The sequence below is a fragment of the Gemmatimonas sp. genome (genome assembly GCF_044376735.1).
Classification (GTDB): Bacteria; Gemmatimonadota; Gemmatimonadetes; order Gemmatimonadales; family Gemmatimonadaceae; genus Gemmatimonas.
In genome coordinates this window covers 1-24814 of sequence record NZ_JBILKJ010000019.1, presented here as the reverse complement: position 1 = coordinate 24814, position 24814 = coordinate 1, and the positions used below count along the sequence as shown (strand labels likewise).

The window sequence follows — 24814 nt, the reverse complement described above, 5'->3', positions numbered from 1 at the left end:
ATGCAGCCGGCTCAATACCCCGTCGTGCTGTCCACCGCATAGCGCAGCGGCGCACCCGCGCGGAACCGCTCGATATTCTCAGCATACAGCGCGATCACGTGCTCCCAGTGACGGGCGTTGAAGCCGGCGGAGTGCGGGGTGATCAACACGTTCGGTATGTCCCACAGTGGGTGTCCCGGATCGAGCGGCTCCTGCTCGAAGACATCGAGCAGTGCCCCGCCGAGCGCGCCGGTGCGGAGGGCGGCGAGCATGGCCTCCTGATCCACGATCGATGCGCGAGCCACGTTCACGAGAATGGCGCCGGGGTTGAGACGTGCGAGCTCGCGGGCGCCGACGAGCCGCTCGGTGGCACGGCCACTGGTCGCGGCGACGACGAGGACATCGGTGCCCTCCAGTGCCTCGTCGAGCTGATCAGGACCGTACACCGCGGACACAGCATCCGGGAGCGGCTCCTCCAGACGACGGCGCACACCGACGACGGTCATGCCGAACGCGTGCGCGCGGGCGGCGACTTCGAGGCCGATCCCACCGAGGCCGATGATCGCCATGCGCTGCCCGCTCAACACGATGGGCATGTCGTCGACGAGCGCGTTCTGAATCCAGCGGTGCTCGCGCTGCGCATCGAGCGTCTGCACCATTTTTCGGCGAAGCATCAGCAAGCCGCCGAGCACCGTTTCGGCGATCGGACCACCTTGAATCCCGCGTGAATTACTGATGGCGATGCCTCGGGCGGCCAGCTCGGGAAGCGGCAGGAGTCCGAGCACGTTGACGGCCGACGAGTGCACCCAGCGAAGGCGGGTTGCCGCCGCAACCATTTCAGGGGCCAGCCGCGCCGCCAACACCGCATCGACGTCAGGCAGCGCCGTCAACGCCTCGTCAGCCGTGTGCGCATGCACGAACTCGATGTCGGGAAAGCGGCGACGCAACGCCTCGACGGCGGTGTCCGGGATGCTCCAGGCGTGCACGGGCCAAGAGACGTAGAGGAGGATCTTCATGGGTGCGGAGCTGACACCGAAGCGGAGGGGCGGAGCGGTGGAATATACGGCGGCCGCGCAACGCACTCGCCCTGGCCGCTCGCCTCCCCGTACTCGCGCCTGGACCGGCGGAACCGACGCGCTGGCGTGATCGCCTCTGCAGTCTACAGTTTAGTGATGCCCGAGGGGTTGCCCGCGTACGCGACGCCCCCGTCCGCTCCACCTCCCGCCCCTGCCCTCATGCGCCGTCTCGCCCTCCTGCTCGTGCTCGCGTCGTCGAGCGCGCTTGCGCAGTCCGTTCCGCCGTCGTCCGCCACGATGCCGGCGGTCAACGACCTGCCGAATCCGTACCGCACCGTGACCGGATGGGCCAAGCTGCCCGAGGGGCGCACGTGGGGCTCTACGAGTGCAGTGGCCATCGACAAGGACGGCAAGAGCATTTGGGTCGCGGAACGCTGCGGCGTGAACAACTGCGCCGGCTCGCCGCTGCCCTCGGTGCTCAAGTTCGACGACAAGGGCAATCTCGTCACCAGCTTCGGTGCCGGCATGATCCTGTCGCCGCACGGCATTCACGTCGACAAAGACGGCAACGTGTGGGTGGTGGACTGCGCCTGCACCCTCGGCGCCGCGGCCACCGCGCCGGCCAACGCGGGCAAGGGGCACCAGATCTACAAGTTCTCCCCCAAGGGAGAATTGCTCATGACGCTCGGCACGCCCGGCGGCGGGCAGCGCGACACCTCGTACTTCTGGCAGCCGAACGCCGTCATCACGGCCCCGAACGGCGACATCTTCGTGGCCGAGGGGCACTCGTCGCGCAACACCTCCAACGCGCGCGTGTTCAAGTTCGACAAGAGCGGCAAACTGCTGAAGACCTGGGGCTCATGGGGCAAAGGCGCCACGGAACTCGATCAGCCGCACGCGTTGGCCTTCGACTCGAAGGGACGCCTGTTCGTGGGCGATCGCGGCAACGACCGCATCATCATCGTCGACCAGAACTTCAACGTGCTCGACACGTGGTATCAGTTCAGCCGTCCCAGCGGCATCTACATCGACAAGAACGACGTGATCTACGTGGCCGACTCGGAGTCGGGCTCGGTGAACCCGCCGCACGTCGCGTGGAAGCGCGGCATGCGCATCGGTAGCGCGCGCGATGGCAAGGTGACCGCGTTCATTCCCGATCCAGACGACAAAGCCCCCAGCACGAGTTCAGCCGAGGGCGTGGCGGTCGACGCCGCTGGTAACATCTACGGCGCCGAAGTGGGACAGAAGGCGCTGAAGCGGTACGAGAAGAAATAGCCGGTACGTCTGAGACTGCTCATCGGGTAGATTGTCATGGCTCTGGGTTGCCACAACTCGCACCAGACGATCCCATCATCAGACGATCCCGTTGACGCTCCTGGCACCATTGGCAGTCTCCCCGGAGACTGGGTCTCCTCATAAGCTGCCTGCTGAGCGGCGCTACTTCAACATCAGCGTTCTCTGGATCTTCTACTACGAGCGGGTCATCCACGCGCTGTACCGTCTGCGCGTGCGTCATGAAGTCGCGACGTTGGCGTCGATCGGTTCGGGGCTCGCCGCCGCCTACGTGATCGTGCGGGCGCACACGATGTCCGGCTTCCTGCTCGCCGCGCTTCTGGTGCACGCCAAGGATCTGTTCGATGCCTGTGACGGCGCGATCGCGCGCCTCACAGGCACCGGTCACCGGTTTGGCCGTTTCCTGGACACCATCGGTGACGGTGTCGTGTTCACGGCCTGGATCGCGGCCGGCGCGTATCGCGGCTTGGAGGCGGGTCTGACCCTTCCGGTCACGTTGTCCTTCGCCGTGGCCGCGTGGCTGTCGCTCTTCCTGCAGTGCTCGTATTTCAACTACCACCAGCTGCACTACGTGAGACGCTCCGGAGCGTCACTGACCAGTCGTCTCGACGAGCGGGCTGAAACGGACAGCGGCATCGTGGCGGTGTTGGCCCGAGTCTACGACCTCTGGTTCGGCTGGCAGGACCGCATGATTGCCAGACATGACGGATGGCAACGCGAGCGGTCGGGGCTCCACGAAGATCCGTTGCATCCAACCAACGATGCCTGGTTCGACCATCGCAACCTCATGGTCGCGAATTCCGCACTCTGTTTCGGCACGCATGCCTTCGTCCTGATCGTGTGCCTCATCGCCGGGTCGCCCTTCTGGTTTCTCCCGCTGGTCGTGGTGGGAATGAACCTGTACTGGTCCACGATCATCCTCACGCGCGCGGTGACGTTCCGGCGGGGGCTGACCGTTTCAGTCGCCTGAATCCGGGCCCAACGACAACGCCCTCAGCGCGAACTGCGCTGAGGGCGTTGCCATCGACGTGACGGAATGCGTCGCGCTTACTTCTTCACCGGCAATGCCAGCGCGGTCAGCTGCGTTTCGTTTTCCGCGCCGCTCGCGAACACGATGTACTGCCGCCCCTTGTGCAGGAAGGTCATCGGGACCGCCGTGGTCTTCGACGCGATTTCCACGGCGCCCACCTGCTTGCCGGTGACCTTGTCGAGCGCGTACAGCTTGGGCGCTTCACCCGGCGCCCCGCCGCTGCGGCCGGTGCCGTAAATCAGCAGCGTCTTGGTGGTGATCGCCTGCGCCTGTCCGCGTCCGCCCTGCGGTGGCAACGTGACACCGGCGAACAGCGGATCGCGGCTCGTGACCTTGAGCATACCGGCGTTCGGTGCCCACCACGACTTGTCGCCGCTCTTCATGTTGTACGCCGTGATGCCGCCGAATTCCTTGGGCTTCACGATCGACACGCCACCGATGATCGAGCCACCGGCGCGCCCGGCAAAGTCACCGCCGCGCTCGCGCACGGGGCCTTCGTAGCCCGGCGGGGCCGGCAACGCGCCCAGCAAGCCGCAGCTGTTGCGCGGGGAGCTGTAGTCGAACTCCGAGCACGGATCCTTCTGCAACTGCGCGGTGCTCATGCCGGTGATCGACGCCACATACATCATGCCGGTTTCCACGTCCACCGTGGCACCACCGTCGATGTTCACGCCACCGCTCGCACCGGGCGCGTACCACGAGCACTTGAGCCCCGTGCTCCCCTTGCCGTCGGCCGCGGCCGGCGGAATGAAGTACGGGCCCATGCGGCACCGCTTGGCCATCTTGAGTGCCGAATCCTTGATGGCCGGCGTGTAGTCGATGAGATCGGCCTCCACGAGCCCCTGCTGCGAGTACGGCGCGGGCTTGCTGGGAATCGGCTGCGTGGGCGATGACACCTCGCCCGGCACGTCGCTCTTCATCACCGGCGTTTCCACGATCGGCCAGATGGGCTCACCGGTGGCGCGGTCGAACGTGTACACCCACCCCTGCTTGGTGGTCTGCGCCACGACCTTTCTCAGTTTGCCGTCGACCGTGACGTCCATCAGGTTCGGCGCCATCGGCGTGTCGTAGTCCCAGATGTCGTGATGCACCATCTGGAAGTGCCACTTGCGAAGCCCTGTCTTCGCATCAAGCGCTACGAGCGAGTTGCCGTACAGGTTGTTGCCCGGACGATGTCCGCCGTATTCGTCCATCAGCGGCATACCCACCGGGATGTACACCAGGCCGAGCTGTTCGTCGGCGGCGTACGGTGCCCATGCGTCGTTCTTGCCCACTCCCTTCGAGCCGTTCTTCGACCCGTTCTTCCACGTTTCGGCGCCGAACTCGCCCGGCTGCGGCACGAGGTTGAACTTCCACGCCTGACGTCCGGTGCGGATATCGAAGCCGCGCACGGTACCGGTGACGTTGTGCGTGCGGATCGGGTAGTAACCGTGAATCGACGAGTTACCGACCACGAGCATGTTGCCCACCACCATCGGCGGGGAGCTCGCGGCGATCTGTCCGGCGGCGGGGTCGAGGCCCACCGTGCCGTCGGCACCGATCTTCTTCACGGGATCCCACGTTTCGCCGGGCTTGGCTTTGCGCATCGGCGCGGCGTCGGAGATGATGAGCGGCCCCGAGTCATCGACCGCCAGCGGCACCATGGGGTAGCCCAAGCCGTCCATTAGGTCGACCACACCGTTCTTGCCGAACAACGGATCGGGCTTGCCCGTCTTCGCATCGAGCGAGACGAGATGATAGCCCGGCGTCACCAACAGCACGCGTTCGATGCGACCGTCGGTCCAGTACGACAACCCGCGACCGGCGAACTGACGCGGCGCCTTCTGCCAGCGGATGCCTTCGTCCAAGCGGTACATCCACAACGTCTCACCCGTTTCCGGATCGAGTGCGGTGGCCACGCGACGCGTGCTGGCCACGGTAAACAAGCGGCCATTGGCGAAGATCGGCGTGGTGCGATAGTACTCGTCCTTGCCGAACGCGCTGGCCTTCCACTCCCACGCCACCTGCAGCGAATCGAAGTTGCCGGCGTTCACCTGTTCGAGCGGCGAGTAGCGCGTGCTCCACTGGTCTGCTCCCCAGTGCCGCCATTCGCCATATGCGTTACCGCGCACGAGGGGCTTGCCCTGTTGCGCCACCGTGGGAGCGACACGCGTGAAGGTCGCGCCGATGATAGCGGCACCTGCGACCAGCGCAAAGCCGACGAGCCGTGTGGTCCTGCGTTGCATCATCTGATCTCCGTCAAAGCTGCGGGACGAGTCTGAACCTGCGTACTTCCCAACGATCTTCCAACGGCGATGGCGCATTGCTCGGTACTGCGTCAATGCGCACCGCTTTCAACCAACTCGGCTCGGCGGTCAGTTCGACCTTGCCGGCGGGCATCCCGTTCAGTTTGAGGATGTAGGCGGTCACCCACACGTACTCCTCTTCGGTGAGCGTACCGGGTGCCGACTTGGGCATCAGGTTGCTGAGGTAGCCGTATAAATCCCACAAGGGACGCCCGAACCACTTGAGCTCGAACGCGGCCCCCATGTGCGTGGCGGTCGTGTGACAGCCCAGGCACGCGCCATTGAACACGTTCTTGCCTTTCGCGGCCTGTCCGAGCGTGTACACACCCTGCGTCGTCGACTTGGGCGCCTGCGCGGTGCTCGTGCGCGGAGCAAAGAGCGCGGCAGCGCCGACGAGCAGCAGTCCAGTCGCGGCTGCTTTCGACGCGACGCACGCCCCAGACAGTCGACGCATCACGCCCGAGAGTCCCCACGCCACCCCGATCACGATCAGCACCCCCATAGCTCCCCGTAAGACATCCGCCAGAAACAGCGCATCGAGCACTGGTGGCGCAAATCGGTACGTGCGCAACGTGGCCGCGCGCTCCAGCAGCCAATGCCACGCCTCATGCGTGATGAACGCCGACGCGATGATCACGCCTATGCGCTCCGGCACCGCGCGCGCGAACACCAAGCGCAGTACCGGCACCGACACCGCCAACACCGCCAGCTGTGCGAGCTCCACGCCCACGTTGAACGCCGCGAGCGAGGTGAGCAGATGCGACCCGGCGAACTGCAACTGCTCGCGCAACGCGGTGGAGAATCCGAAGCCATGGACCAGACCAAAAGCGAACGCGATCACCCAGCGCTGCGGCACGCGGGCACCGACGATGTTCTCGAGTGCCAGGTACACGATGGAGCCCGCTATCAGCACTTCCACCAACGGTGGAAACCAGAGCGCCGTGGGCGCGTACCCCAACGCCGACGCCACCAAGGTGATCGAATGCGCGATCGTGAACGCCGTGATCACCCCGACGAGCGGCCGCATGGCACGAATGGGCAACACCAGACAGAGCACGAACAGCAGATGATCGATGCCGCTGAACATGTGCGCCATCCCCGTGAGCACGAACCGCCACGCCGCGTGCCACCAGCGCGGATCGAGTCGTACCGCACCCGGGTTGCCATCGAACGTGATCACACGTTCGGCACCGCTGCTCAGCATGAGGGTGACCACGGTCGTAGTGCGCACCCCAAGATGCGCCCACGTGGGTTCGAGCACGAGATCGGCGTCGTCGCCCACCGGCAGCCCGCCGGACGGCACCTCCAGCAACACGTCGAGCAGCACCTGTCCCACCGGAATGTCGGTACTGGCCGGCAATGGCGACGTCTGCACGGCGCGCAACGCGCTGTCGTACGTATCGAAGGCGCGATCGCTGGGCAGCGCCGCTCGCACGGCCACGACCTGCGGCGCCGCCAATGCGCGATCACCAACCCGCAGGCGCAATCCATCGGCAATCCACAGCTGCGCCGCATCGCGCAGCGTGGGCTGCGCCCGCGCGACATCGAGCAGCCCCGCTCCACGCGTGGGGAACGACACGTCGCGCATGCTCTCCAGCGGCACGCGCACCAGCACCCGCACGCGCGCACCGTCCGGCTTCACATACGTGCGCACCACGACGCTGGCCGGGATTTCGTGCGCCTGCGCACGATGCCCAGGCACGAGCAACAACAGCAGAGCGAACAGCGGGAAGAGAAAGGGCATCGCGAAGCGGGCGTCGATTCTCTGGACAGGCGGGGGGTGCGGCGTTACTAAGGAGGGATTCGCGGCGTGGCCGCAATTACTCTAACGTACCATCCCGCCCCGGAATCCACACGGGGTCCTACCCTGATGGAGACGCTGATGACGAGGAAGCGCCAGACGATGCGCTGGACCGCCCTGATCGTGACCATCGGTGCGCTGGGCGTCGCGCAAGCGTCGCTCCGGGCCACCGACCGGCAAATGGTGCAGGCCCCGCGGTTCGAGGTCGACCCCGTGTGGCCCAAGCCCATGCCGAACCACTGGATTCTGGGCTCGGTGATCGGCGTCGGGGTAGACAGCCGCGACCACGTGTTCATCATCCACCGCGGCGATTCCACGCTGAATCAGCGCACGGAAGCCGGCATGAACGCAAAGCCGCCTATCGGCGAATGCTGCGCGTCGGCCCCGCCGATCCTCGAGTTCGACCCAGACGGCAACCTGGTCAAGGGATGGGGCGGACCGGGCGACGGCTACGTGTGGCCCGGCTCGAACCACGGCGTGGCGGTGGACGACAAGGACAACATCTGGATCGGCGGCAACGGCCCCACCGACTCGCACATCCTGAAGTTCTCGCACGACGGCAAGTTCCTGGCCCAGTACGGTACGCCCGGACAGGGATCGGCCAGCAACGACAGCTCGCACTTCGGTCGCGTGGCCAAGATCACCTTCGACACCAAGGCCGGCGAGGCGTATGTGGCCGACGGCTACGGCAACAAGCGGGTGGCCGTGCTCGACATGAACAGCGGGAAGCTCAAGCGTTTCTGGGGCGCCTACGGCAACAAGCCCGACGACGCGCGCATGCCGCCGTACGATCCGTCGGCGCCGCTGGCGCAGCAGTTCCGCAACCCCGTGCACTGTGCCGAGCCGACCACCGATGGGCTGGTGTACGTGTGCGACCGTCCCAACGATCGCATCCAGGTGTTCCAGAAGGATGGCAAGTTCGTGAAGGAAGTGCGCGTCGCGCCGGCCACGCGCGGCGACGGCTCGGTGTGGGATATCGCCTTCTCGAAGGACCCGGCGCAGAAGTACTTGTATCTGGCCGACGGCAAGAACGAGCGCGTGTATGTGATGGACCGGCAGTCGCTGGAAATCCTCACCAGCTTCGGCGACGGCGGCCGTCAGCCCGGCCAGTTCTTCGCCGTGCACAGCATCGCGACCGACTCCAAGGGCAACATCTATACCACCGAGACCTACGAAGGAAAGCGGCTGCAGAAGTTCCGCTACAAGGGCATCGGGCAGGTGAAGCGCGGCAACCAGGGCGTGGTCTGGCCGACGGGGAAGTAGCTCAGAATCCGCGGCTGTAGACCGCAGAACAGAAAGGCCAGCGCGGTTCTCGCGCTGGCCTTTTCTTATCCCTCAAAAAAACAACAAAAGAACGGCTTGCCGCGGATTAGCACGAATATCACGCGGATTCGCTCGTGCCAATCCGCGTTCGATCCGTGGCAATCCGCGGTAAAGTTGTCTTTGTTTTGAAAAGCGGTGCGACCTGACCTTAGGGAATCACGCCCGCGCACTCGATCTCGACCTTGGCGCCCGTCGATACCAGCGCGGCGACCACCACCGTGGAGCGCGCCGGCGGTGCCACCGGGAAGAACTCACGATACACCGAATTCATCCCGGCGAAATCCTTCACGTCGGTCAGGAATACGGTACACTTCGTGGCGTTGGCGAGCGTGGTCCCGGCGGCCTCGAACACCTTTTTGGTGCTCTCGAGCGCCAGACGGGTCTGCCCCTGAATGGTGGTGTCCGGCGCCGTGCGGCTCATGCCCAGCTGCCCTGAGGCGAACAGCATGTTCCCCACGCGGATGCCGGGAGTGAGCGTGGGCGACGCACTCTGCCCTTCGGGAATCACCTGCTGTCGGGCAGCACTCGCTTGCGCCAGCGCGGTGCCGGCGAGCAGCGTAGTAGAGAGCGACGCCGCGATGGCGGCAGTGGCGGCAACAACGAACGAACGACGCATCAGCAATCCTCCAGGTAGACGGGAGCGGGAATCATATGCCCATGTTCGACTTTGTGTGTACGGCCTGTCAACAGCATTTCGAGGCGTTGGTGCGCGGCAGCACGCCGCCGACCTGCCCGGCGTGCGGCAGTACCGCCCTCGAAAAGCAGATGGCACTGCCCTCCATCAAGACCTCGTCCACCCATGGACAGGCCATGCACGCCGCCAAAAAGCGCGACGCCGCGCAGGGCAAGGACCGGATGCACGAGCAGCGCAAATACGAACTGAGCCACGACGACTGAGGGCACATGGGCCCGGCCGGCGTGGCTCAGCGGAACGCGGAGTTGGGCGGTCAGCGGCTCAGCAGGACTTGCACTTGTTGCTGTTCTTCGCGCCCATCTTGACCAGGAAGTCCACGGTTTCGAGGAACGGCGGAATGCGCTGCACCGGACCATTCGCCATATCGACGGTGGTCTGACCACGACGGCTGATCGCCATGATGTCCCCGCCTTTGCTGGCGAGATACGTGATCAGGTCGTTATCGCCGCGGGCCGCCGCATGGTGGACGGCGTTGTAGCCGTTGTGGTCGCGCATGTTCACGTCGACCTTGAGCTCTTCGATCAGATACTTGGCCGACGCCATCCACGCGTCGGGCGCATGCCGGTGCGAGTTGGCCGCAAAGCCTTCGCCGTAGCCCACCCCCGTGGCCGCGTGAATCGGATACACCCCCGGCCCCCCGTCCGGAATCGGGTCGAGCCCCGAGGGATCCTTACCACCGGCCGCCGCGTCGTCACCGCCCGAATCGTCGCCCGGCAGACGTCCCGACGGCTTGATCGTCGGGATGGTGATATCGGCCCCGTACTTCACGAGCAGCTTCATCGCGGGCACGTCGGTGCCGTACGCGGCACGCCAGAACGCCGTGGCGCCCACGGTGTTCACGCCCAGCAGATCGAAGTTGTACGACATGAACCACAGGTGCTTCTTGAGCCGCACGTTCACGTCAGCGCCGGCCTTCAGGAACGCCTCCATCAACTCGAGGTGTGAGGTCGTCTGCTGCAGCTGCGCGGTGGGCTGCGGATAGAGCGACTTGGCCGCCCACTGCACGTTGATCGTGGCGTACAAGGGCGCGGCACCGGCGTCGCTCTGCAGCTTCACATCGGCGCCCTTCTCGAGCAGCATCTTGGCCATGTCGAAGCGGCCGTTGATTGTCGCCATGAGCAGCGGGCTGGTATGGTCGCCCTCGCTCACATGATTGATCTTCGCGCCAGCCTCGAGCAACCGCGCGACGCAGGCGTCGCTGCCATCACGCACCGCGAAGAGCAGCGCGGTGAGGCCGCCCTTGTTGCCGATCAGATCGCCGTACGTCGGCCCACGACTGTTGAACCCCGTCTGCGGGGGAGGCGTGGGAGCGGAATCACGCTTCACCGGCGCACCAGCGGCCGCGGGCGCCTTCGACGCCGCTGGAGCCGGAGCCGGAGCCGGAGCGACCGCCACGGCCACCCGAGGCGTCGCCGGCGCGGCCGGAGCCGCACCCGCACCACCGGGGCCAGCCGCCGCCACCGTCGGCGCCGCATCGGCCGCCTTCATGGCCGCCACGCGACGTCCGCGCTGCACCAGCATGGCACGCTCCGCCTTTTCCTTGGCCGAGATGTCTTCGATCTTCGACGCGAGTTCGAGATTCGCGCCGCGCTTGATCAACACATCGAGCGCCGCCAATCGATTGGCCGACGCCGCCCACATGAGCGGCGTCTGTCCCCACGCCCCTTCGCGCGTGTCCACCGGCGCCCCCTTGTCGAGCAGCGCCGACACCGTGGCCGGGTCGCCGTTCGACGCCGCGAAGTGCAGCGCCGTGACCGCACCCGTGGTGGTCACCGCGTTCACATCGGCACCAGCGGCGAGCAGCGCCTTCACGGCGGCCGCGCGGCCGCTCCGCGCCGCCAGGTGCAACGGCGTGTAGTTGCCGTTGCGGGTCACCGCGTCCACGCGCGCACCGGCGTACATCAACATCTGGGCACCGCCGACATCGCCGCGCTGCGCCGCCCAGTGCAACGCCGTCATGCCGTCGGGCTGCGCCGCGTTGACGTCGAGTCCCTGCTTGATCAGCTGCCGCACCCGCGAGCTGTCGCCGCGCATGACCGCGTCGGCAACCGGCGATTCGTCGGCCGGCGTGCGCGCCGCGCCCAGCGCCAACGAGGCACCGAACAGCGACGCGATCACCGCCAGACGATAGCGCATCGGCGATCCGGACTTAGGCATAGGAGTTCAGGTTGAGGGCACCCGTGGCGTCACCGAACTTCGTCTGATCGTTCAGGCCAAGCGTGTGCATCATGCTGAGCATCGCATTCGCCATCGGCGTGCCGTCCGGCGCCTTGATGTGCAGGTTGCCGGCAAGCTGCCCTTCGGCCTTGCCCAGCAGGATGAGCGGGCAGCGGCGATGGTTGTGCAGGTTCGAGTCGCCCATCGGCGACCCGTAGATGATCATCGTCTTGTCGAGCATGTTGCCATCGCTTTCCTGGATGCTCTTCAGCTTGTCCAGGAAGTACGGCAGCATCGAGACGTGGTACTTGTTGATCATGTTGAAGTCCTTCACGCCGCGCTCGGTCCCGCCATGGTGCGAGGCCGGGTGGAACGGCTTGTCGGTGCCGCTCTCCGGGTACGTCCGGCTGGAGCCGTCGCGACCCATCTTGAAGGAGAACACACGCGTGATGTCGGCCGCGAACGCCAGAGCCTGAATGTCGAACATCAGCTTGACATGCTCGGCGAACGAGTCGGGCACGCCGGCCGGCGCTTCCGGCAGCTCGCGCGGATCGCCGCTCTGGTTGCGGGCTTCCACCCGCTGAATGCGGCGTTCCACCTCGCGGATATCCTCGAGGTACTTGTCGAGGCGCTGACGGTCGTCGGGACCGAGGTTCACCTTGAGCGACGACATCTCCCCCGACACGAAGTCGAGAATGCTGCGCCGCGTGCGACGACGCTCGGCGCGCTCGGCGCTCGTGCCGCCCACGCCGAACAGCTTCTCGAAGGCCACGCGCGGATCGCGAATGACCGGCAGCGGTTCGGTGGGCGACGACCAGCTGATGGAGTCGGTGTACACGCAGGCGTAGCCGTACGCGCAACCGCCCGCCTGGTCCACGTTCTCGATGCACAGCTGCATGGAAGGGATCGGCGTATCCTGGCCGAAGCGGTTCGCATAGAGCTGATCGAGCGACGTGCCGACCTTCACATCCGAGCCTTCGGTCTGCTTCGCGTGCGCCTGCGTGAGGAACGTGGCGCTGGAGCGGAAATGGTCACCGCCGATTTCGTTGGGCGACGAGGGCTCCGCTTCGCGAACGTCGGTGTTGCTGATGATCGTGAGGTAGTCGCGATAGTTCTCGAGCGACGACATGGCCGTCGGCGAGAGATCGAACTGCTTGCCGGCCGCCGCCGGCGACCAGAGGTTGAGCTTCGCGCCAAGTTCGTTGCAGCCAGCCGCGCCGTGCACCATTTCGATGGCCACCAGGCGAGGCGCCTTGTTGGCCAGGATGCGCGAGCCACGACCCGTCGGGATCATCGCGTCGAGATACGGCAACGCGATGGTGGCGCTGAGATTCTGCAGGAACTGCCGGCGGGGCATCGCCTTGCCGCTGAGGAAGTACATGGTGTGGCGTCTCCGGTATCGTGAACGGGTGTGCTATTCGTTTGCGAATGAGTTCAGCGAACGCCGGGCGCGCTGGCGCCCTTCGTTCCCGAGTCAGCCTGCTCCATCACCTTCTTCAGTCGGAAGGCGTCGCTCTTCACGACACCGACGATGAAGTCCTGCATGCGGTAATTGTTGGCCTTCACCTGCGCCTCGATCTTCCGCACCGCCGGGTGATCGTAGTACTCCACGCGACGGCCAAGGGCGTACGCCATCAGGTTCTGCGTGAAGTTGCGCACCAGCGGCGTGGGGCGCTTCAGCAGCGCCTTCTGGAGTTCGAGCGCATTGGTGATCTTCGTGCCGTCGTAAAAGTCGCCACGGGTATCGAGCGGCGTGCCGTTCTCGCGAATGCGCCACTGTCCGTTCACATCGAAGTTGTCCATCGCCAATCCGATGGGATCGATGAACACGTGACACGACCGGCAGCTCGGGTTGGCGCGATGCTCTTCCATGCGCTCGCGCGTGGTGAGCATGCGCCCTTCCTTGCTGTCACCGGTCTTCTCGAGATCGGGAACGTTTGGCGGCGGCGCGGGGGGCGGCGTGCCCATGAGCACTTCCATCACCCACTTGCCGCGCAGCACCGGCGAGGTGCGGTTCGCATGCGACGTGAGCGTGAGGACGCTGCCGTGGCCGAAGATACCGACACGGCCGGAGTTGGCCGGATACTCGACGCGACGGAACTCGGTACCGACCACGCCGGGGATGCTGTAGTGCTTGGCGAGATCCTCGTTCACGTACGTCCAGTTGGCCGTATACAGGTCGAGGAAGCTGCGGTTCTCCCGCACGAGATGATCGAAGAACAGCTCGGTTTCCTGCACCATGTCCGACGCCAGCTGTTCGCGATAGTCGGGATACTGCAGCGCATCGGGATGCACCTTCTCGATATCCGACAACCGCAGCCACTGGGCCGCGAAGCGCGTGGACAACGCGCTGCTGCGCTTGTCGGCGAGCATGCGCTTGGTCTGCGCGATCAGCACGGTCGTATCGGTGAGGAGACCACGACGCCCCAGCGCGACCAACTGGGAGTCGGGCGGTGCGCCCCACAGGAAGAACGAGAGACGCGACGCCAGGTCGACGCCGTTCACCGCTACGCGCGAGCCCGGCTTGGAGACCGCCGGCATCTCTTCCACGCGGAAGATGAAGTGCGGGCTGGCCAGCAACGCTTCGACCGCGGTGCGAATACCGAGCTCGAAGCCGCCGTCCTTGGCACCGGCGTCGTAGAACGTGAGCAGTCCCTTCAGGTCATTCGGCGCCAGCGGGCGACGATACGCCTGCGCACCCAACCGCGTCATGATCTTCTCGGCGCACGGACGCGCCTCGCTCGGCGCCAGCGGGCGGCAGCTGAAGATGCGACGGCGGCTCGGCGTATCTGACACCCCGGTGGGGTTGAACGGGCCGGTGACCGCAAACATCTGCACGTGCGACTGCGTAGTGATACCGGCCTGCGATCCGATCTGTGTATCGGCAATGCTGTGCCCGATCGGCGCAATGTTGTCGTTCACCGGACCTTCAAAGGTGCGGATGAACGCCGCCGTAATGCGCTGCGGTCCGGCGCGCACCGAGATCGGCTTGGTGCGGATCTCCATGCCGTTCGGGTCGGCCTGCGACATGCCGCGGTCCACCTCGAGCACCGACATGCGTTCGCCGTTTACCGAGATTTCGATCTTCTCGTCGAACGGCGCCGCGGAACCGAACAGCTGGCCCGTGGGAATCGCGTGCAGGGTGATCGTGAACACGTACTCGCCGTCGGCGGGGAACGTGTGCACCACCGACGTGCCACCGCGTGTGCCGGCCGGCGCGCCTTCCACCGGATCGACCTGCGACGCCAGACGGGCAATCTTGTAGCTGGAGGTCGAGACGCTCGCCTTCGGGTCGCCCACCGCCAGGCGGCTGATTTCGCTGGCCGCGTCGAGGTAGGAATCGAGGAGCGTGGCCGACGGCATCTGCACGTCGGCGATGTTGTCGAAGTTGGCGCTCTTGGTATCGAGCGGCAGCCACGACTCCGCCTTGATGTCCACGCCAAGGAGGTCCTTCACGGACCGCTCGTACTCGGCGCGATTCAAGCGCTGGAAGGTGCGCGTGCCCGGATTTGGATTCAGCGCGTAGCGTGCGTCCATCATCCGTTCGAGCGTACCGGCGAGCACGTTCAGCGTGTCGCCACCCGGCTTCGGACGCCCCGGCGGCGGCATCATCCCGGCCCGGAGCTTGCCGATCATCTTCTCGGCCAGCTCCGGGCTCTCGTTGATGCTCGCCATGTCGAAGCCCTGCAGCGACAGGTTGCCCTGTTTCCGCTGCTCGCTATGACAGCCGGCGCAGGTCTTCTTGACCACGTCGGTCAGCGCCGACGGGGCGATCGCCGTGGCTGCGGGAGCCAACACCGGATGCCCTAGGCCGCGACGCGCAGGCGCCACAGAACGCGCAGGTGGGTCCACCAGCGGGGCGGTGAACGCGGCGGACGTGGCAAGCGGCGGTGTCAGCGTCGGGCTCGCGGTCGGATCAGGTCGATCGATGATCGCGACGGCGAGGAGCGACAGGCCACCGACCGAGGCAGCAACCAAGGACTTCATCCCCGGACCTCTGGGTTCTGGCGGGAGCGGGCAGGATACGGCAACAATCGCGCGTGAAGGAATACGCGCGGCGGTTGGGAACCGCTGCAATATAGCCACGGCTCAGCACGACGCGCGGGCGGGATCGGATTTGGCGACGAAGTCTCAACACTCTTGCCCTCGATCTCGTTGGGGGGCATATACGCCCTACCTGGGGGCACTCCTGCCCCTCTCCCACCTGGAGGACTCTCCGTGCGCCCCTGCTGGATGCTGTCGGCCGCTGCTGTGGCCGTTTCTCTGAGCGCTGTCTCCCCCCTGCACGCTCAGGCGCGTTTGAATCCCATCATCGATCTGATTGCCAAGAAGCAACCAGTGTTCGGTCTGTACGGCCCCGCCAACCGCCGAGCCCGCCCCGGCCAGCCGGCCATCTCCCCCGACTCGCTCAAGTCACCGGCGCAGCTCGCCACCGAGGCGCTCGGCTACAAGAAAAACGACTACATCTTTGACGGGAGCATGGAAGGCGACTTCGATGCCGCCCTGCCACAGTTCGCCGCCTTCTCGAAAGGCATGGTCGAACAAGGCTCGCTGCAAAAGGGGAAATCCCCGCGCTTTACGCACCCGATCTACGTGAAGACGCACGACATCTCACCCGATCCTGCCCTCGCCGTCAAGCGCATCGGGCAGCAGCTCAATCTCGGTGTGGCGGGGGTGGTGTTCGTCGATGTGGACAGCCCGGAAGAGCTCGAGCAGGGGCTCGCCGCCATGCGCTTCAAGAGCAACGGCGGCACGCGCTCCGACGACGTGGGCGATGCGCCCGCCATGTGGGGGATGACGCCGGCCGACTACAAGGCCAAGGCCGATCTGTGGCCGCTCAACCCCAAGGGTGAGCTGTACAACTTCACGATCGTGGAGAGCAAGGCCGGCCTGGCCAAGATTCGTGAGATCGCCGCCGTGAAGGGTGTTGGCGTGCTCTTCCCCGGCGCCGGCACGCTCCGTGGCGTTTTCACCACCACCGACGCGGCGGGCAAGCGCACGTTCGACGAGAAGGCGTGGGAAGCCGCCATCCAGTCAGTGCTCTCGGCCTGCAAGGAATTCAACGTGCCGTGCGGCTATCCGGCCGGCGCCGCCGACATCGAAATGCGCATGAAGCAGGGGTTCAGCGTGTTCGTGATCGGCTGGGGCGAGCCGGGCTTCAAGGCCGTCGAGATCGGCCGCGGCGTCGCCGGTCGCTAACCGCTTCTGCCGTACAGAACGAAGAAGGCCGCCGATGCACTCTGCATCGGCGGCCTTCTTCGTTCACGACGTCATCAACCGACCGTTACGGGTTGCGGTCAAGGCAGCCGTTGAACTTCGGGTTGTTGCGCTCGTCGAACGGGATCGGCGCGTTCACGTCGTTGCCGTACGTGCCAGCCAGCGGCGACGGCAGGTTGCCCGTCGGGAACACCGAGTTGGCCGTGCGGCCATACTGACGAATGAGACGACGCAGATCGCCCAAACGGTGACCCGTGAGGTACAACCAGATCGCGCGCTCCTCGAACAGCTGTGACACGGCGGCCGCCTGCGTGGTGGCTGCCGAGCCGGGCAACGGCGCCATCGCCGGCGAAATGCCCGTGGAGCGGAGCGAGTTCAGCCCGGCAAACACCGCGTCACGAGCGGCCTGGTTATCCGTACGGAGCTGGGCCTCGAGTTCGATCAAGCGCGCTTCGATGCCTTCGGCAACCGCCACGGAGCCCGTCCGCGCGTACTTACCCTGCGTGGGCAGGTTCGTGCTGGTCCCGTTGAAGCCGACACGCGTCGACGGGGTCCACGGGATACGCGGATCGGCCGGCGTGCGGAGCCAGTCGATGCCGTTTCCGCCCTCGCGGTTCACGATGGCGTACCGCGAATTGGCGATCGAGAGGGCGTTCCACACGCCGTTCTCCTGACGTGCGCTCGAGGTCGAATGGGCCGTGAGGTACTTGAACGAGGTCGGCACGCCCGCCACGGCCGTGGCGGCCTGTGCGAACTGCCCCTGATTCAGGAGCACGCGACCACGACCGATGCGCGCCAGATTCTGAACGTTCGCGCTCGTTCCCGAGGCCGCGAGCGCGGAATCGAAGGACGCCAGAGCACGCGTGTAGATCTGCGCGGTGGTCTGCGGATCGCCGAAGAACGTGACGCCGTCCTTCTGACCGGAGAACGGCACGCCGGAGCAATAGGTCTCGGCGAAGAACGTCTCGGTGAACCCGCGGAGCGCGTACAGCTCGCCGATGTTCTGCACCGGCGTGGGGGCGAACTTCTGGAGCACGAGAATCGCCTGCGTGGCGCCTTCACGAGCACGGTGCAGGTTGCGATAGAAGCCGTCCATGGCGGGGAGATTCTCGACCATGGCGCGCTGGTTCGGGAACAGACGGTCGTCGAACGTATCGGTGGAGTAGATCTCGTCCGAGATGTTGGCCGTGACGATGACCACGTTCTCGATGCTCAGATTGCCCGCGAAGACGTTCTGGAAATCCTGAAGGGCACCGAGTCGGAGCGGCGTCGCGCCGGCAACGGTCTGGTAGTCACTGACGTTGAGCACGTCCGGATCGGTGATCTCGAGCGTGCTGCTACTGCAACCCGCGGCGACGCCGCAGGCGAGCAAGACGGCACTCGCCGGTCGGATGACGCGGCGAGTCACGAAAGAAAATTGCATCGGTGTGATCGCCTGATCAGAAGTTGAAGTTCATGCGGAACGTGAGGTAGCGCATCGGCGGCGTGGAGAAGAATTCTTCGTTGCCGCGCTGATCGCCATTGCCGACGGTCGTTTCGGGATCGACACCGGTGAACGGCGTCCACACCCCGAGGTTGCGGCCGGTCAACACCACATTCCAGCGGTCGGCCCGAAGCGCATTGGCCCACTTCGTCGGCATCGTGTACGAAACAGCGAGTTCGCGGAAGCGGGTGAACGACCCGTCTTCGTAGAACCCTGTGAAGATCGAGCCCGCCGCGGCGACGGCCTTGGCCTGCTCTTCGAGCGGTGCACCAGCATAGAGGCCCTGGCAGGACTGTCCGGCCTGGCACTGGTGACGCTTCGTGTTGTTCAGCTTCTTCATGCCCCACTTGGAATCGAGCTGACCGCTGATGCGGAGCTTGCGATTGAGCAGTTCGATCGTCGGCGAGAAGGCAAGTTCACGAGTGGGGTACGTAGGGCCGATGAACTGGTTCGCGCCGTACGTCATCTCGCCGGCGACAAGGATGCCGTCGTTGTTGGCGTCGTTGTACGTGTACGGACGGCCCCAGAGGCCAAACAGCGGGAAGCCCGGCGAGTTCAGCTGCGTATTACGGTTGCCGGTAGGGATCGGGGAAACGCCTTCGCCCAGCGTAATCAATTCGTTCTTGATCGTCGAGCCAGTGACGACGAAGTCGAGGGCGAGCGCCTTCCGGTCGAGGACCTTCTGGTTGTACACGAGCTCGAGACCCGAATTCCGCACGTTGCCGATGTTCTCGAAGCGCGACGTGACGCCGGCGATCGAGGGCGCGATACGACGCTCGATGAGCGCGTCGGTGGTGTTCTTGTTGTAGTACGTGACTTCGAAGTTGCTGCGACCGCTGAACATGGTGAGGTCGAAGCCGCCTTCGAGTTCGGCCGAGTACTCCGGCTTCAAGACGGCGTTGCCGAGCGAGCCGATGGACACACCGGGCTGATCCGCCGTGCCCGAGATCGTCGTGCCGAACGGCGAGAGGAAGCGCAAGGCATCGGTGGCGCCGGGAATCTGCCCCGACGCGCCGTACGTGGCACGGAAACGCAGCGAGTTGATGGCGTCGGTCTGCGGGAAGAAGCCCTCTTCCGACACGAGCCACGACGCACCGACCTTCGGGTAGTTCACGGCGCGGAAGTCCTTACCGAACGCGCTGGCGGCGTCGCGGCGAAGACCGGCAGTGATGAAGAGCTTCTCGTTCACCGAGAAGATCTGCTCGATATAGTACCCGAGCGTCCGCTTCTCTTCGGTGCCGGCCGCGGCGTTGCGCACGGCGGCGGCAGTGATCGTGGTGGCGCCCGGCGGCAGCGAATTGCCGGTACCGCCCGTCTGCGTGAAGTAGTTGCGGATGTACTGCATGCCAAACGACGTCTTCGAGCCCAACCACGAGAACGGCTGCTTGGTGACCGTACCACCAAGGTCGACCGTCTGCTGGTTGATCTCGGAGCGCTGATCGCTGATGTTGCCGACGCGATTCACGCCGAGCACGCCCTGTTCGAACAGCTGGACACCACGATCAGCGCGGGACGCGAAGTCCATGCCGACCGTCGCGCGGGTCGAGAGCCAATTGGTTGGCTCGTAGCGCGCCTGGGCGCTGTTGATGAAGCGGTTGACGTCCTGCGACACCGTGGTGGACAGGATGTCGCCCATCGGGAACGCACGCCAACCGAGCAGCTTCACGCCTCGGCTGTCCACCAGATCCTGACGCCAGTTGCCGCCGAGCATGCCGACCATGAGGCCGTTGCCGTTGTCTTCGTTCTGCGGCAGCCGCTGACGGCTGTTGATGAAGCCCGAAGACACCTGCAACGTGGCCTTCTCGGAAATCTGCGCCGTGAGGTTGGCGCGTAAGCTGTTGCGGTCGAGCGCGTTCGGACGGATCTGCGACGACGGCAGGCCGCTCACGCCGCGCTCCGTCTTGAGGCGCGCGATTTCGATCTCGGGCATCTTGTAAATACCCGTCTCGACTTCGGTTTCGCCGGCGACGAAGAACTGCACACGATCGGTACCGCCCGAGACCTGCATGCCATACTGGCTGCGCGCGCCACGGTCGATCGGCGTCAGGCTGTCGATACCGAACGGGTTACCGACGCGCAGGCTGTCGGCTCGGCAGGAGCCCGACGCGATCGCGGTCGCGAAGCACTGCACGCGATTGCCAGCATTGGCGCCGGTCAACGCCGTGCCCCAGCCGTAGTACATATCCGGGAAAACGTTCGGATTCGTGATCGCACCGTTCTCGGTGTACACATTCCAGCGCGTCTTGCCGGCCTTGCCGCGCTTGGTCGTGATGTTGATTACACCGTTGGCCGCTTCCGTGCCGTACAGCGTGGCGGCGGACGGGCCCTTGACGACTTCGATGGTCTCGATTTCCTCGGGATTGAGGTCGTCGAGACGCGACGGTGCCGAGCCACCGACACCAATGGCAGAGCTGCCCGACGTCGACGTCATACGCACGCCGTCGATGATCACGACCGGATCGTTGCTGAGCGACAGCGAGGACTGGCCGCGAATACGGATACGGGAGCCAGCGCCCGTGGCACCGGCGGACACCACTTGCACGCCAGCCGCGCGGCCGGACAGCAGGTTGCCCATGTTGGCCACCGGCAGCTCGGCGATCTTATCGGCCACCGCAATCTGCGTGGTGGAGTTCGCCAGTTCGACCTTACGCTGCTGACCAGTCACCGTGGTGACGACGGCCGAGAGCGAGAAGGCGGCCTGCGTGATCGCCACGTCTACCACGACTGGGGCCGTTGCCCCCGTCATCGTGGCGGTGACCTTCTTCGCCTCGTAGCCGATGCGGTTCACGTCCAGCGTGACCACGCCGTTCGTCGTCACGCGAATCGTGTAGCGACCGTTCTCGGCGGTCAGGGTGCCGTTCTGCGTGCCGGCGACCAGCACGCGCACCTGCCCCACCGGGGTGCCGGTGGCGGCATCAGTGACGCGGCCGGTGATGGTGCCGCCGGCGGCCTGTGCTTCCGCACGCGGCGCCGCGGTCAGAGAAGCGCCGAACAGCCCTGCCAGCAGGGCGAGTCGGGCGCAAGCAGCGGCCAGTGGGCGGCGATAAGCGGCATGATGTAGCGAGCGACGACGCTCGCTACGATCAGTCGCGACGGGTCCGAACAATCGCATCTCGGGACTCCCTCAGAGAGCTGGATCACTCAACGGCCACCCAGTGTGGCCGAATATGGCCACGACCAACGTCCCTCGCACGCCGGACGGCGCGCGATTCGGTTGACCATGCCACTACGGTGCACGGGCGTCGAAACACCCGATTGGCGCGAGAGGAGCGGGCAGACGCGGCGGACAACGCGCATCGGACCCGGGTGCGTGACGAGCACGCGGCAGGAACTTCTGGAAAAAGCAGTGTTGAGCGGTACAACAGCCCGAACCGACAATCCGTCACCGAGGGCCGCGAAAACCGGTCGCGCCGCTACTGGACTGGTATCGGAATGATACAGAAATGTGAGGGTACGGCGCGGCACGTCCCCTGTCAATATCAGACGGCACTTCGGGCGCACCGACGACCGCACTGTCATTCCCGTCGACGGACGACACGTCCGCCGACGGGGACGACAGGAGCTACGGTACGAAGAGCGACGGCGACGGCGGCGACGGCACCGCGAACTTGAGCGTCGACATGGTCGCCGAATCAGGCACGAGCGCCGTCTCACCGGCCGGAAGGCCGTTGAGCTTGAGGATGTACGCCACCGACGTCAGGTACTGGTCGGGCGTGAGCGTCCCCGGAGCGTCGTCCGGCATGGTCGTCCGGATCTGCTCATACAGTTCGAACAACGACCGACCGACCCATTTCGTCTTGAAATCGGCGCTCGTCACGTCTTTCGACTCATGGCAGCCCGCACAGGTGGCGGTCCACACCTTCGCCCCTTCGGCCGCTTGGGCTTCGGTGTACATCTTCGCGCTGTCGACCATGAACATCGCGGCGCGCAACGGGGAGGCGGCCAGAGGGCGCTGAGCGGACATCCGGCTGCCACCAAACACGCTGGCGGCGATTACCGTCGCGAGAAACGCGCTGGGGAGAGTTTTGCTGATCGTCATGGCCGATCAAGCTGTGTCGCGGGGAGAACGCTGGCAAGGTGGGCTGTACGCGGCATCTCGTGGTCCTATCGAAAAAGTCGATTGCGATTGTGCGGGCCCGTCGGCATTTTCGCCCTATGACGCTTACCCCGCCTGACCCTGAACGTTTGAATGCCGCTGCGGATCCCACCGACGATCCGTCAGCCCTCCCCCGTCGCGACTTTCTCCGGATCGCCGGTGTCGGCGCGGGGGCCTTGCTCGCCTCCGGCTGCGCCTCCGCGGGGGCCTTTGCCGCCGCCGCACCGGTCCGCGGCATCGAGCGTGGCCGCGCCAAGGACGGTGGGGTCGGCCATGTCGTCGTCATCGGGGCCGGCGCGTGGGGCGGATGGACCGCCTATCACCTGCGCCAACGCGGGGCCCGCGTCACCCTCATCGACGCCTACGGCCCCGGCAACTCGCGCTCGACCAGCGGCGACGAGACGCGCGGCATCCGCTCCTCCTACGGCGATCGCGCGACCGGCGAGCTCTGGACCCCATGGGCCCGCGCGGCGATCGAGCGCTGGCGGCTGTTCGAGAAAGAATGGGCGCCGGTGTTCCGGACGTCGTATTTCCATCAAACCGGCGACGTGATCATGCGCGCCACCGCCGAGCCGTTCATCACGAAGACGCTCGACCTGTGGAAGGCGAACAACGTGCCGCACGAGGTGCTCAACGGCGCCGAAGTGCGCAAGCGCTATCCCGTCATTCAGGCCGATGACATCACCATCGCCATCACCGAGCCCGATGCCGGCGTCGTGCGCTGTCGCGCCGCCACGCAGGCCGTCGCCGCCGTGGGCGAAAAAATGGGTGTGAAGCTCGTCATCAGCCGGGTTCGCCCCGGACAAATGGTGAACGGCGCGATGGATGGAGTGATCCTGGAAGACGGCACGACCGTGCGCGGCGACGCCTATGTCTTCGCCTGCGGTCCATGGTTGCGCAAACTCTTTCCCTACCTCGAAAACCGGATGCGCGTGCCCATCGGTGTCGCGTGCTATTTCGGGGTCCCCGTTGGCGATTCACGCTTCACCTTCCCGAATCTCCCCAGCTTCAACTTCCCCGGCGTCACCGGTTGGCCCGTGCTGCCGGTCGATTCCCGTGGCTTCCGCGTGCGCGGCGCCATCGCGCCCGCGGCCTCGCCGGCCCGAGCCGGAGCAGCGCCCGCCGGCGCCGGACCGGCCGCCGGCGCGCCGGCACCCGCCGATCCGCTCCAGCAGGATCCGGACACCAGTAGTCGCTGGGCCAGCCAGGACCGCATCGACGGCTCCCGTCGCTTTTTGGCGGCCCGCTTCCCGGCGCTGGCCAACGCGCCGCTGCTGGAGACTCGCGCCTGCCATTACGAGTCGAGCGTGAACAGCAACTTCATCATCGATCACGTTCCTGGCGCGTCGAATGCGTGGATCGCCGGCGTGGGGCAGGCCGAGGGCTTCAAGTTCGGCCCGGTCGTTGGCGAGTACGTCGCCCAGCGCGTGCTCGGCATTACGGGCGACCCGAAGCTCGTGGCGGCGTTCAAGCTCCCCACCGAAGAGTACGAGAAGCCCCCCGGCTGATGCGACGCCCTGCTCTGCTTGTGTTCGCGGCGATCTTCTTCGCCTACGAACAGTGGTCGTTCTATACGTGGATGCAGATGCACGGCACGGCCTCGGCCGGGCTCGCGCACGCGTGGACCACGCTCCGTCAGGACCCCATGGTGTTCATGGCCTGGAACGACATGGGCGTGTTCACCGCCATCGTGCTCGTGTGGCTGGCGCGTGATCTGCGCGCCCGTGGCCGCGCCATCTGGTGGTGGCCGGCCACCCTCATCATGGGATGTCCGCCGCTGTTGGTGTATCTGGCCACCGGTAGCGACGCGTCTCCCCGTGGCGCAGCACGCGAAACCGATCCGGCGGTAACCCGCGCGCCGTGAGCGCGGCCGCCAGATCGCGCGGCGGTTGATCGAGCGGCTCGTCGGTAAGCGCGAACGTACCCCAGTGCACACCGATGGCTTCCTGCGCGTTCACGTCGAGCATCACCTGCACGGCTTCCTCGGGGTTCACGTGCTGCGTGCGCATGAACCAGCGCGGCTCGTAGGCGCCGATGGCGATCGCGGCCGCATCGAAGGAGCCGAAGCGCGCGCCGATCTCGCGCGGCTCATGTGAATACCCGAGATCTCCTGAATACCAGAACCGGAAACCGGGATGCACGATGGCCCAGCTGCCCCAGAGCGACTGGTTGCGATCGAGCATCGTGCGATTCGACCAATGCTGCACCGCCAGGAAATGCAAGGCGAGTTCGCGCGTGCGTCCGGGCCACCGAACGACGTCGTCCCACGCGCAACCGATCACCTGAGCGTCGCGAGCGGCCCGCGGCAGGTTCGCGGCAAACCACGACTCGGTACCGCGCGGCACGATGAACGCCGGTGGTCCACCGGTCTGCAGCGCCACGTCGCGCATGGAGCGCCGATCGAGATGATCGTAGTGGTTATGCGACAACAGCACCGCAT

The 24814-nt window shown here is 65.7% G+C and carries 18 protein-coding genes; 7 read left to right on the top strand and 11 right to left on the bottom strand.

The genetic code is table 11. The features are described 5' to 3' along the window. Positions 1-11: 11 nt before the first annotated feature. On the bottom strand, positions 12-995 hold the full coding sequence (locus tag ACIRA7_RS04960) for a D-2-hydroxyacid dehydrogenase (protein ID WP_396219719.1): 984 nt from the start codon (positions 993-995) through the stop codon (positions 12-14). 219 nt (positions 996-1214) lie between these two features. On the opposite strand from ACIRA7_RS04960, the gene ACIRA7_RS04955 reads away from it, so the two are divergent. Next, a complete protein-coding gene (locus ACIRA7_RS04955; RefSeq protein WP_396219718.1) occupies positions 1215-2270 on the top strand; it encodes a hypothetical protein in 1056 nt (351 codons plus the stop codon). A gap of 109 nt (positions 2271-2379) precedes the next feature. After that, the gene (locus tag ACIRA7_RS04950; protein ID WP_396219717.1) at positions 2380-3258 is read left to right on the top strand and encodes a CDP-alcohol phosphatidyltransferase family protein; all 879 of its coding nucleotides are present in this window, start codon (positions 2380-2382) and stop codon (positions 3256-3258) included. A gap of 77 nt (positions 3259-3335) precedes the next feature. Here the strand turns inward: ACIRA7_RS04950 and ACIRA7_RS04945 are convergent, their stop codons facing one another. Continuing rightward, positions 3336-5546 carry a PQQ-binding-like beta-propeller repeat protein gene (locus ACIRA7_RS04945; RefSeq protein WP_396219716.1) on the bottom strand — a complete coding sequence of 737 codons (2211 nt, stop codon included), beginning with the start codon at positions 5544-5546 and terminating at the stop codon, positions 3336-3338. Positions 5547-5556: 10 nt separating this feature from the next. Beyond that, positions 5557-7347, bottom strand: a complete 1791-nt coding sequence (locus ACIRA7_RS04940; RefSeq protein ID WP_396219715.1) for a HupE/UreJ family protein — start codon at positions 7345-7347, stop codon at positions 5557-5559. A 138-nt stretch (positions 7348-7485) separates the two neighbouring features. On the opposite strand from ACIRA7_RS04940, the gene ACIRA7_RS04935 reads away from it, so the two are divergent. Beyond that, on the top strand, positions 7486-8667 hold the full coding sequence (locus ACIRA7_RS04935; protein ID WP_396219714.1) for a hypothetical protein: 1182 nt from the start codon (positions 7486-7488) through the stop codon (positions 8665-8667). A 208-nt stretch (positions 8668-8875) separates the two neighbouring features. Here the strand turns inward: ACIRA7_RS04935 and ACIRA7_RS04930 are convergent, their stop codons facing one another. Further along, complete coding sequence (locus tag ACIRA7_RS04930; protein WP_396219713.1) at positions 8876-9343, bottom strand: RidA family protein; 468 nt, start codon at positions 9341-9343, stop codon at positions 8876-8878. Positions 9344-9384: 41 nt separating this feature from the next. Here ACIRA7_RS04930 and ACIRA7_RS04925 point away from each other — a divergent pair, with 41 nt between their 5' ends. Continuing rightward, entirely contained in the window at positions 9385-9624 is a 240-nt protein-coding gene (locus ACIRA7_RS04925; protein ID WP_396219712.1) for an FmdB family zinc ribbon protein, read from the top strand. Between the two features lie 58 nt (positions 9625-9682). Here ACIRA7_RS04925 and ACIRA7_RS04920 read toward each other — a convergent pair whose 3' ends face one another. From ACIRA7_RS04920 to ACIRA7_RS04910, 3 genes are read right to left on the bottom strand one after another with little or no spacing between them, the layout of a single operon-like run. Next, positions 9683-11578 (bottom strand): ankyrin repeat domain-containing protein, encoded by a 1896-nt coding sequence (locus tag ACIRA7_RS04920; protein WP_396219711.1) that lies wholly within the window; start codon positions 11576-11578, stop codon positions 9683-9685. Continuing rightward, on the bottom strand, positions 11571-12959 hold the full coding sequence (locus ACIRA7_RS04915) for a DUF1552 domain-containing protein (protein WP_396219710.1): 1389 nt from the start codon (positions 12957-12959) through the stop codon (positions 11571-11573). Before ACIRA7_RS04915 ends, ACIRA7_RS04920 begins: the two co-directional genes overlap by 8 nt. A gap of 53 nt (positions 12960-13012) precedes the next feature. Beyond that, a complete protein-coding gene (locus ACIRA7_RS04910) occupies positions 13013-15565 on the bottom strand; it encodes a DUF1592 domain-containing protein (RefSeq protein WP_396219709.1) in 2553 nt (850 codons plus the stop codon). Between the two features lie 231 nt (positions 15566-15796). Between ACIRA7_RS04910 and ACIRA7_RS04905 the strand changes: the two genes are divergently transcribed. Further along, positions 15797-16777 carry an aldolase/citrate lyase family protein gene (locus tag ACIRA7_RS04905; protein ID WP_396219708.1) on the top strand — a complete coding sequence of 327 codons (981 nt, stop codon included), beginning with the start codon at positions 15797-15799 and terminating at the stop codon, positions 16775-16777. Positions 16778-16862: 85 nt separating this feature from the next. Here ACIRA7_RS04905 and ACIRA7_RS04900 read toward each other — a convergent pair whose 3' ends face one another. The 3 genes from ACIRA7_RS04900 to ACIRA7_RS04890 form a co-directional block, all read right to left on the bottom strand. Then, positions 16863-18203 (bottom strand): hypothetical protein, encoded by a 1341-nt coding sequence (locus ACIRA7_RS04900; RefSeq protein WP_396219707.1) that lies wholly within the window; start codon positions 18201-18203, stop codon positions 16863-16865. A gap of 31 nt (positions 18204-18234) precedes the next feature. Continuing rightward, the gene (locus ACIRA7_RS04895) at positions 18235-21390 is read right to left on the bottom strand and encodes a SusC/RagA family TonB-linked outer membrane protein (RefSeq protein WP_396219706.1); all 3156 of its coding nucleotides are present in this window, start codon (positions 21388-21390) and stop codon (positions 18235-18237) included. Between the two features lie 450 nt (positions 21391-21840). Beyond that, positions 21841-22317 (bottom strand): c-type cytochrome, encoded by a 477-nt coding sequence (locus tag ACIRA7_RS04890; protein ID WP_396219705.1) that lies wholly within the window; start codon positions 22315-22317, stop codon positions 21841-21843. Between the two features lie 116 nt (positions 22318-22433). Here ACIRA7_RS04890 and ACIRA7_RS04885 point away from each other — a divergent pair, with 116 nt between their 5' ends. Continuing rightward, positions 22434-23882 (top strand): NAD(P)/FAD-dependent oxidoreductase, encoded by a 1449-nt coding sequence (locus tag ACIRA7_RS04885; protein ID WP_396219704.1) that lies wholly within the window; start codon positions 22434-22436, stop codon positions 23880-23882. Further along, on the top strand, positions 23882-24238 hold the full coding sequence (locus tag ACIRA7_RS04880) for a hypothetical protein (RefSeq protein ID WP_396219703.1): 357 nt from the start codon (positions 23882-23884) through the stop codon (positions 24236-24238). The genes ACIRA7_RS04885 and ACIRA7_RS04880 overlap by 1 nt, the downstream gene beginning before the upstream one ends. Here ACIRA7_RS04880 and ACIRA7_RS04875 read toward each other — a convergent pair. Further along, positions 24135-24814: MBL fold metallo-hydrolase (locus ACIRA7_RS04875; RefSeq protein ID WP_396219702.1), on the bottom strand; the 680-nt coding region annotated here is incomplete at its 5' end. The genes ACIRA7_RS04880 and ACIRA7_RS04875 overlap by 104 nt on opposite strands.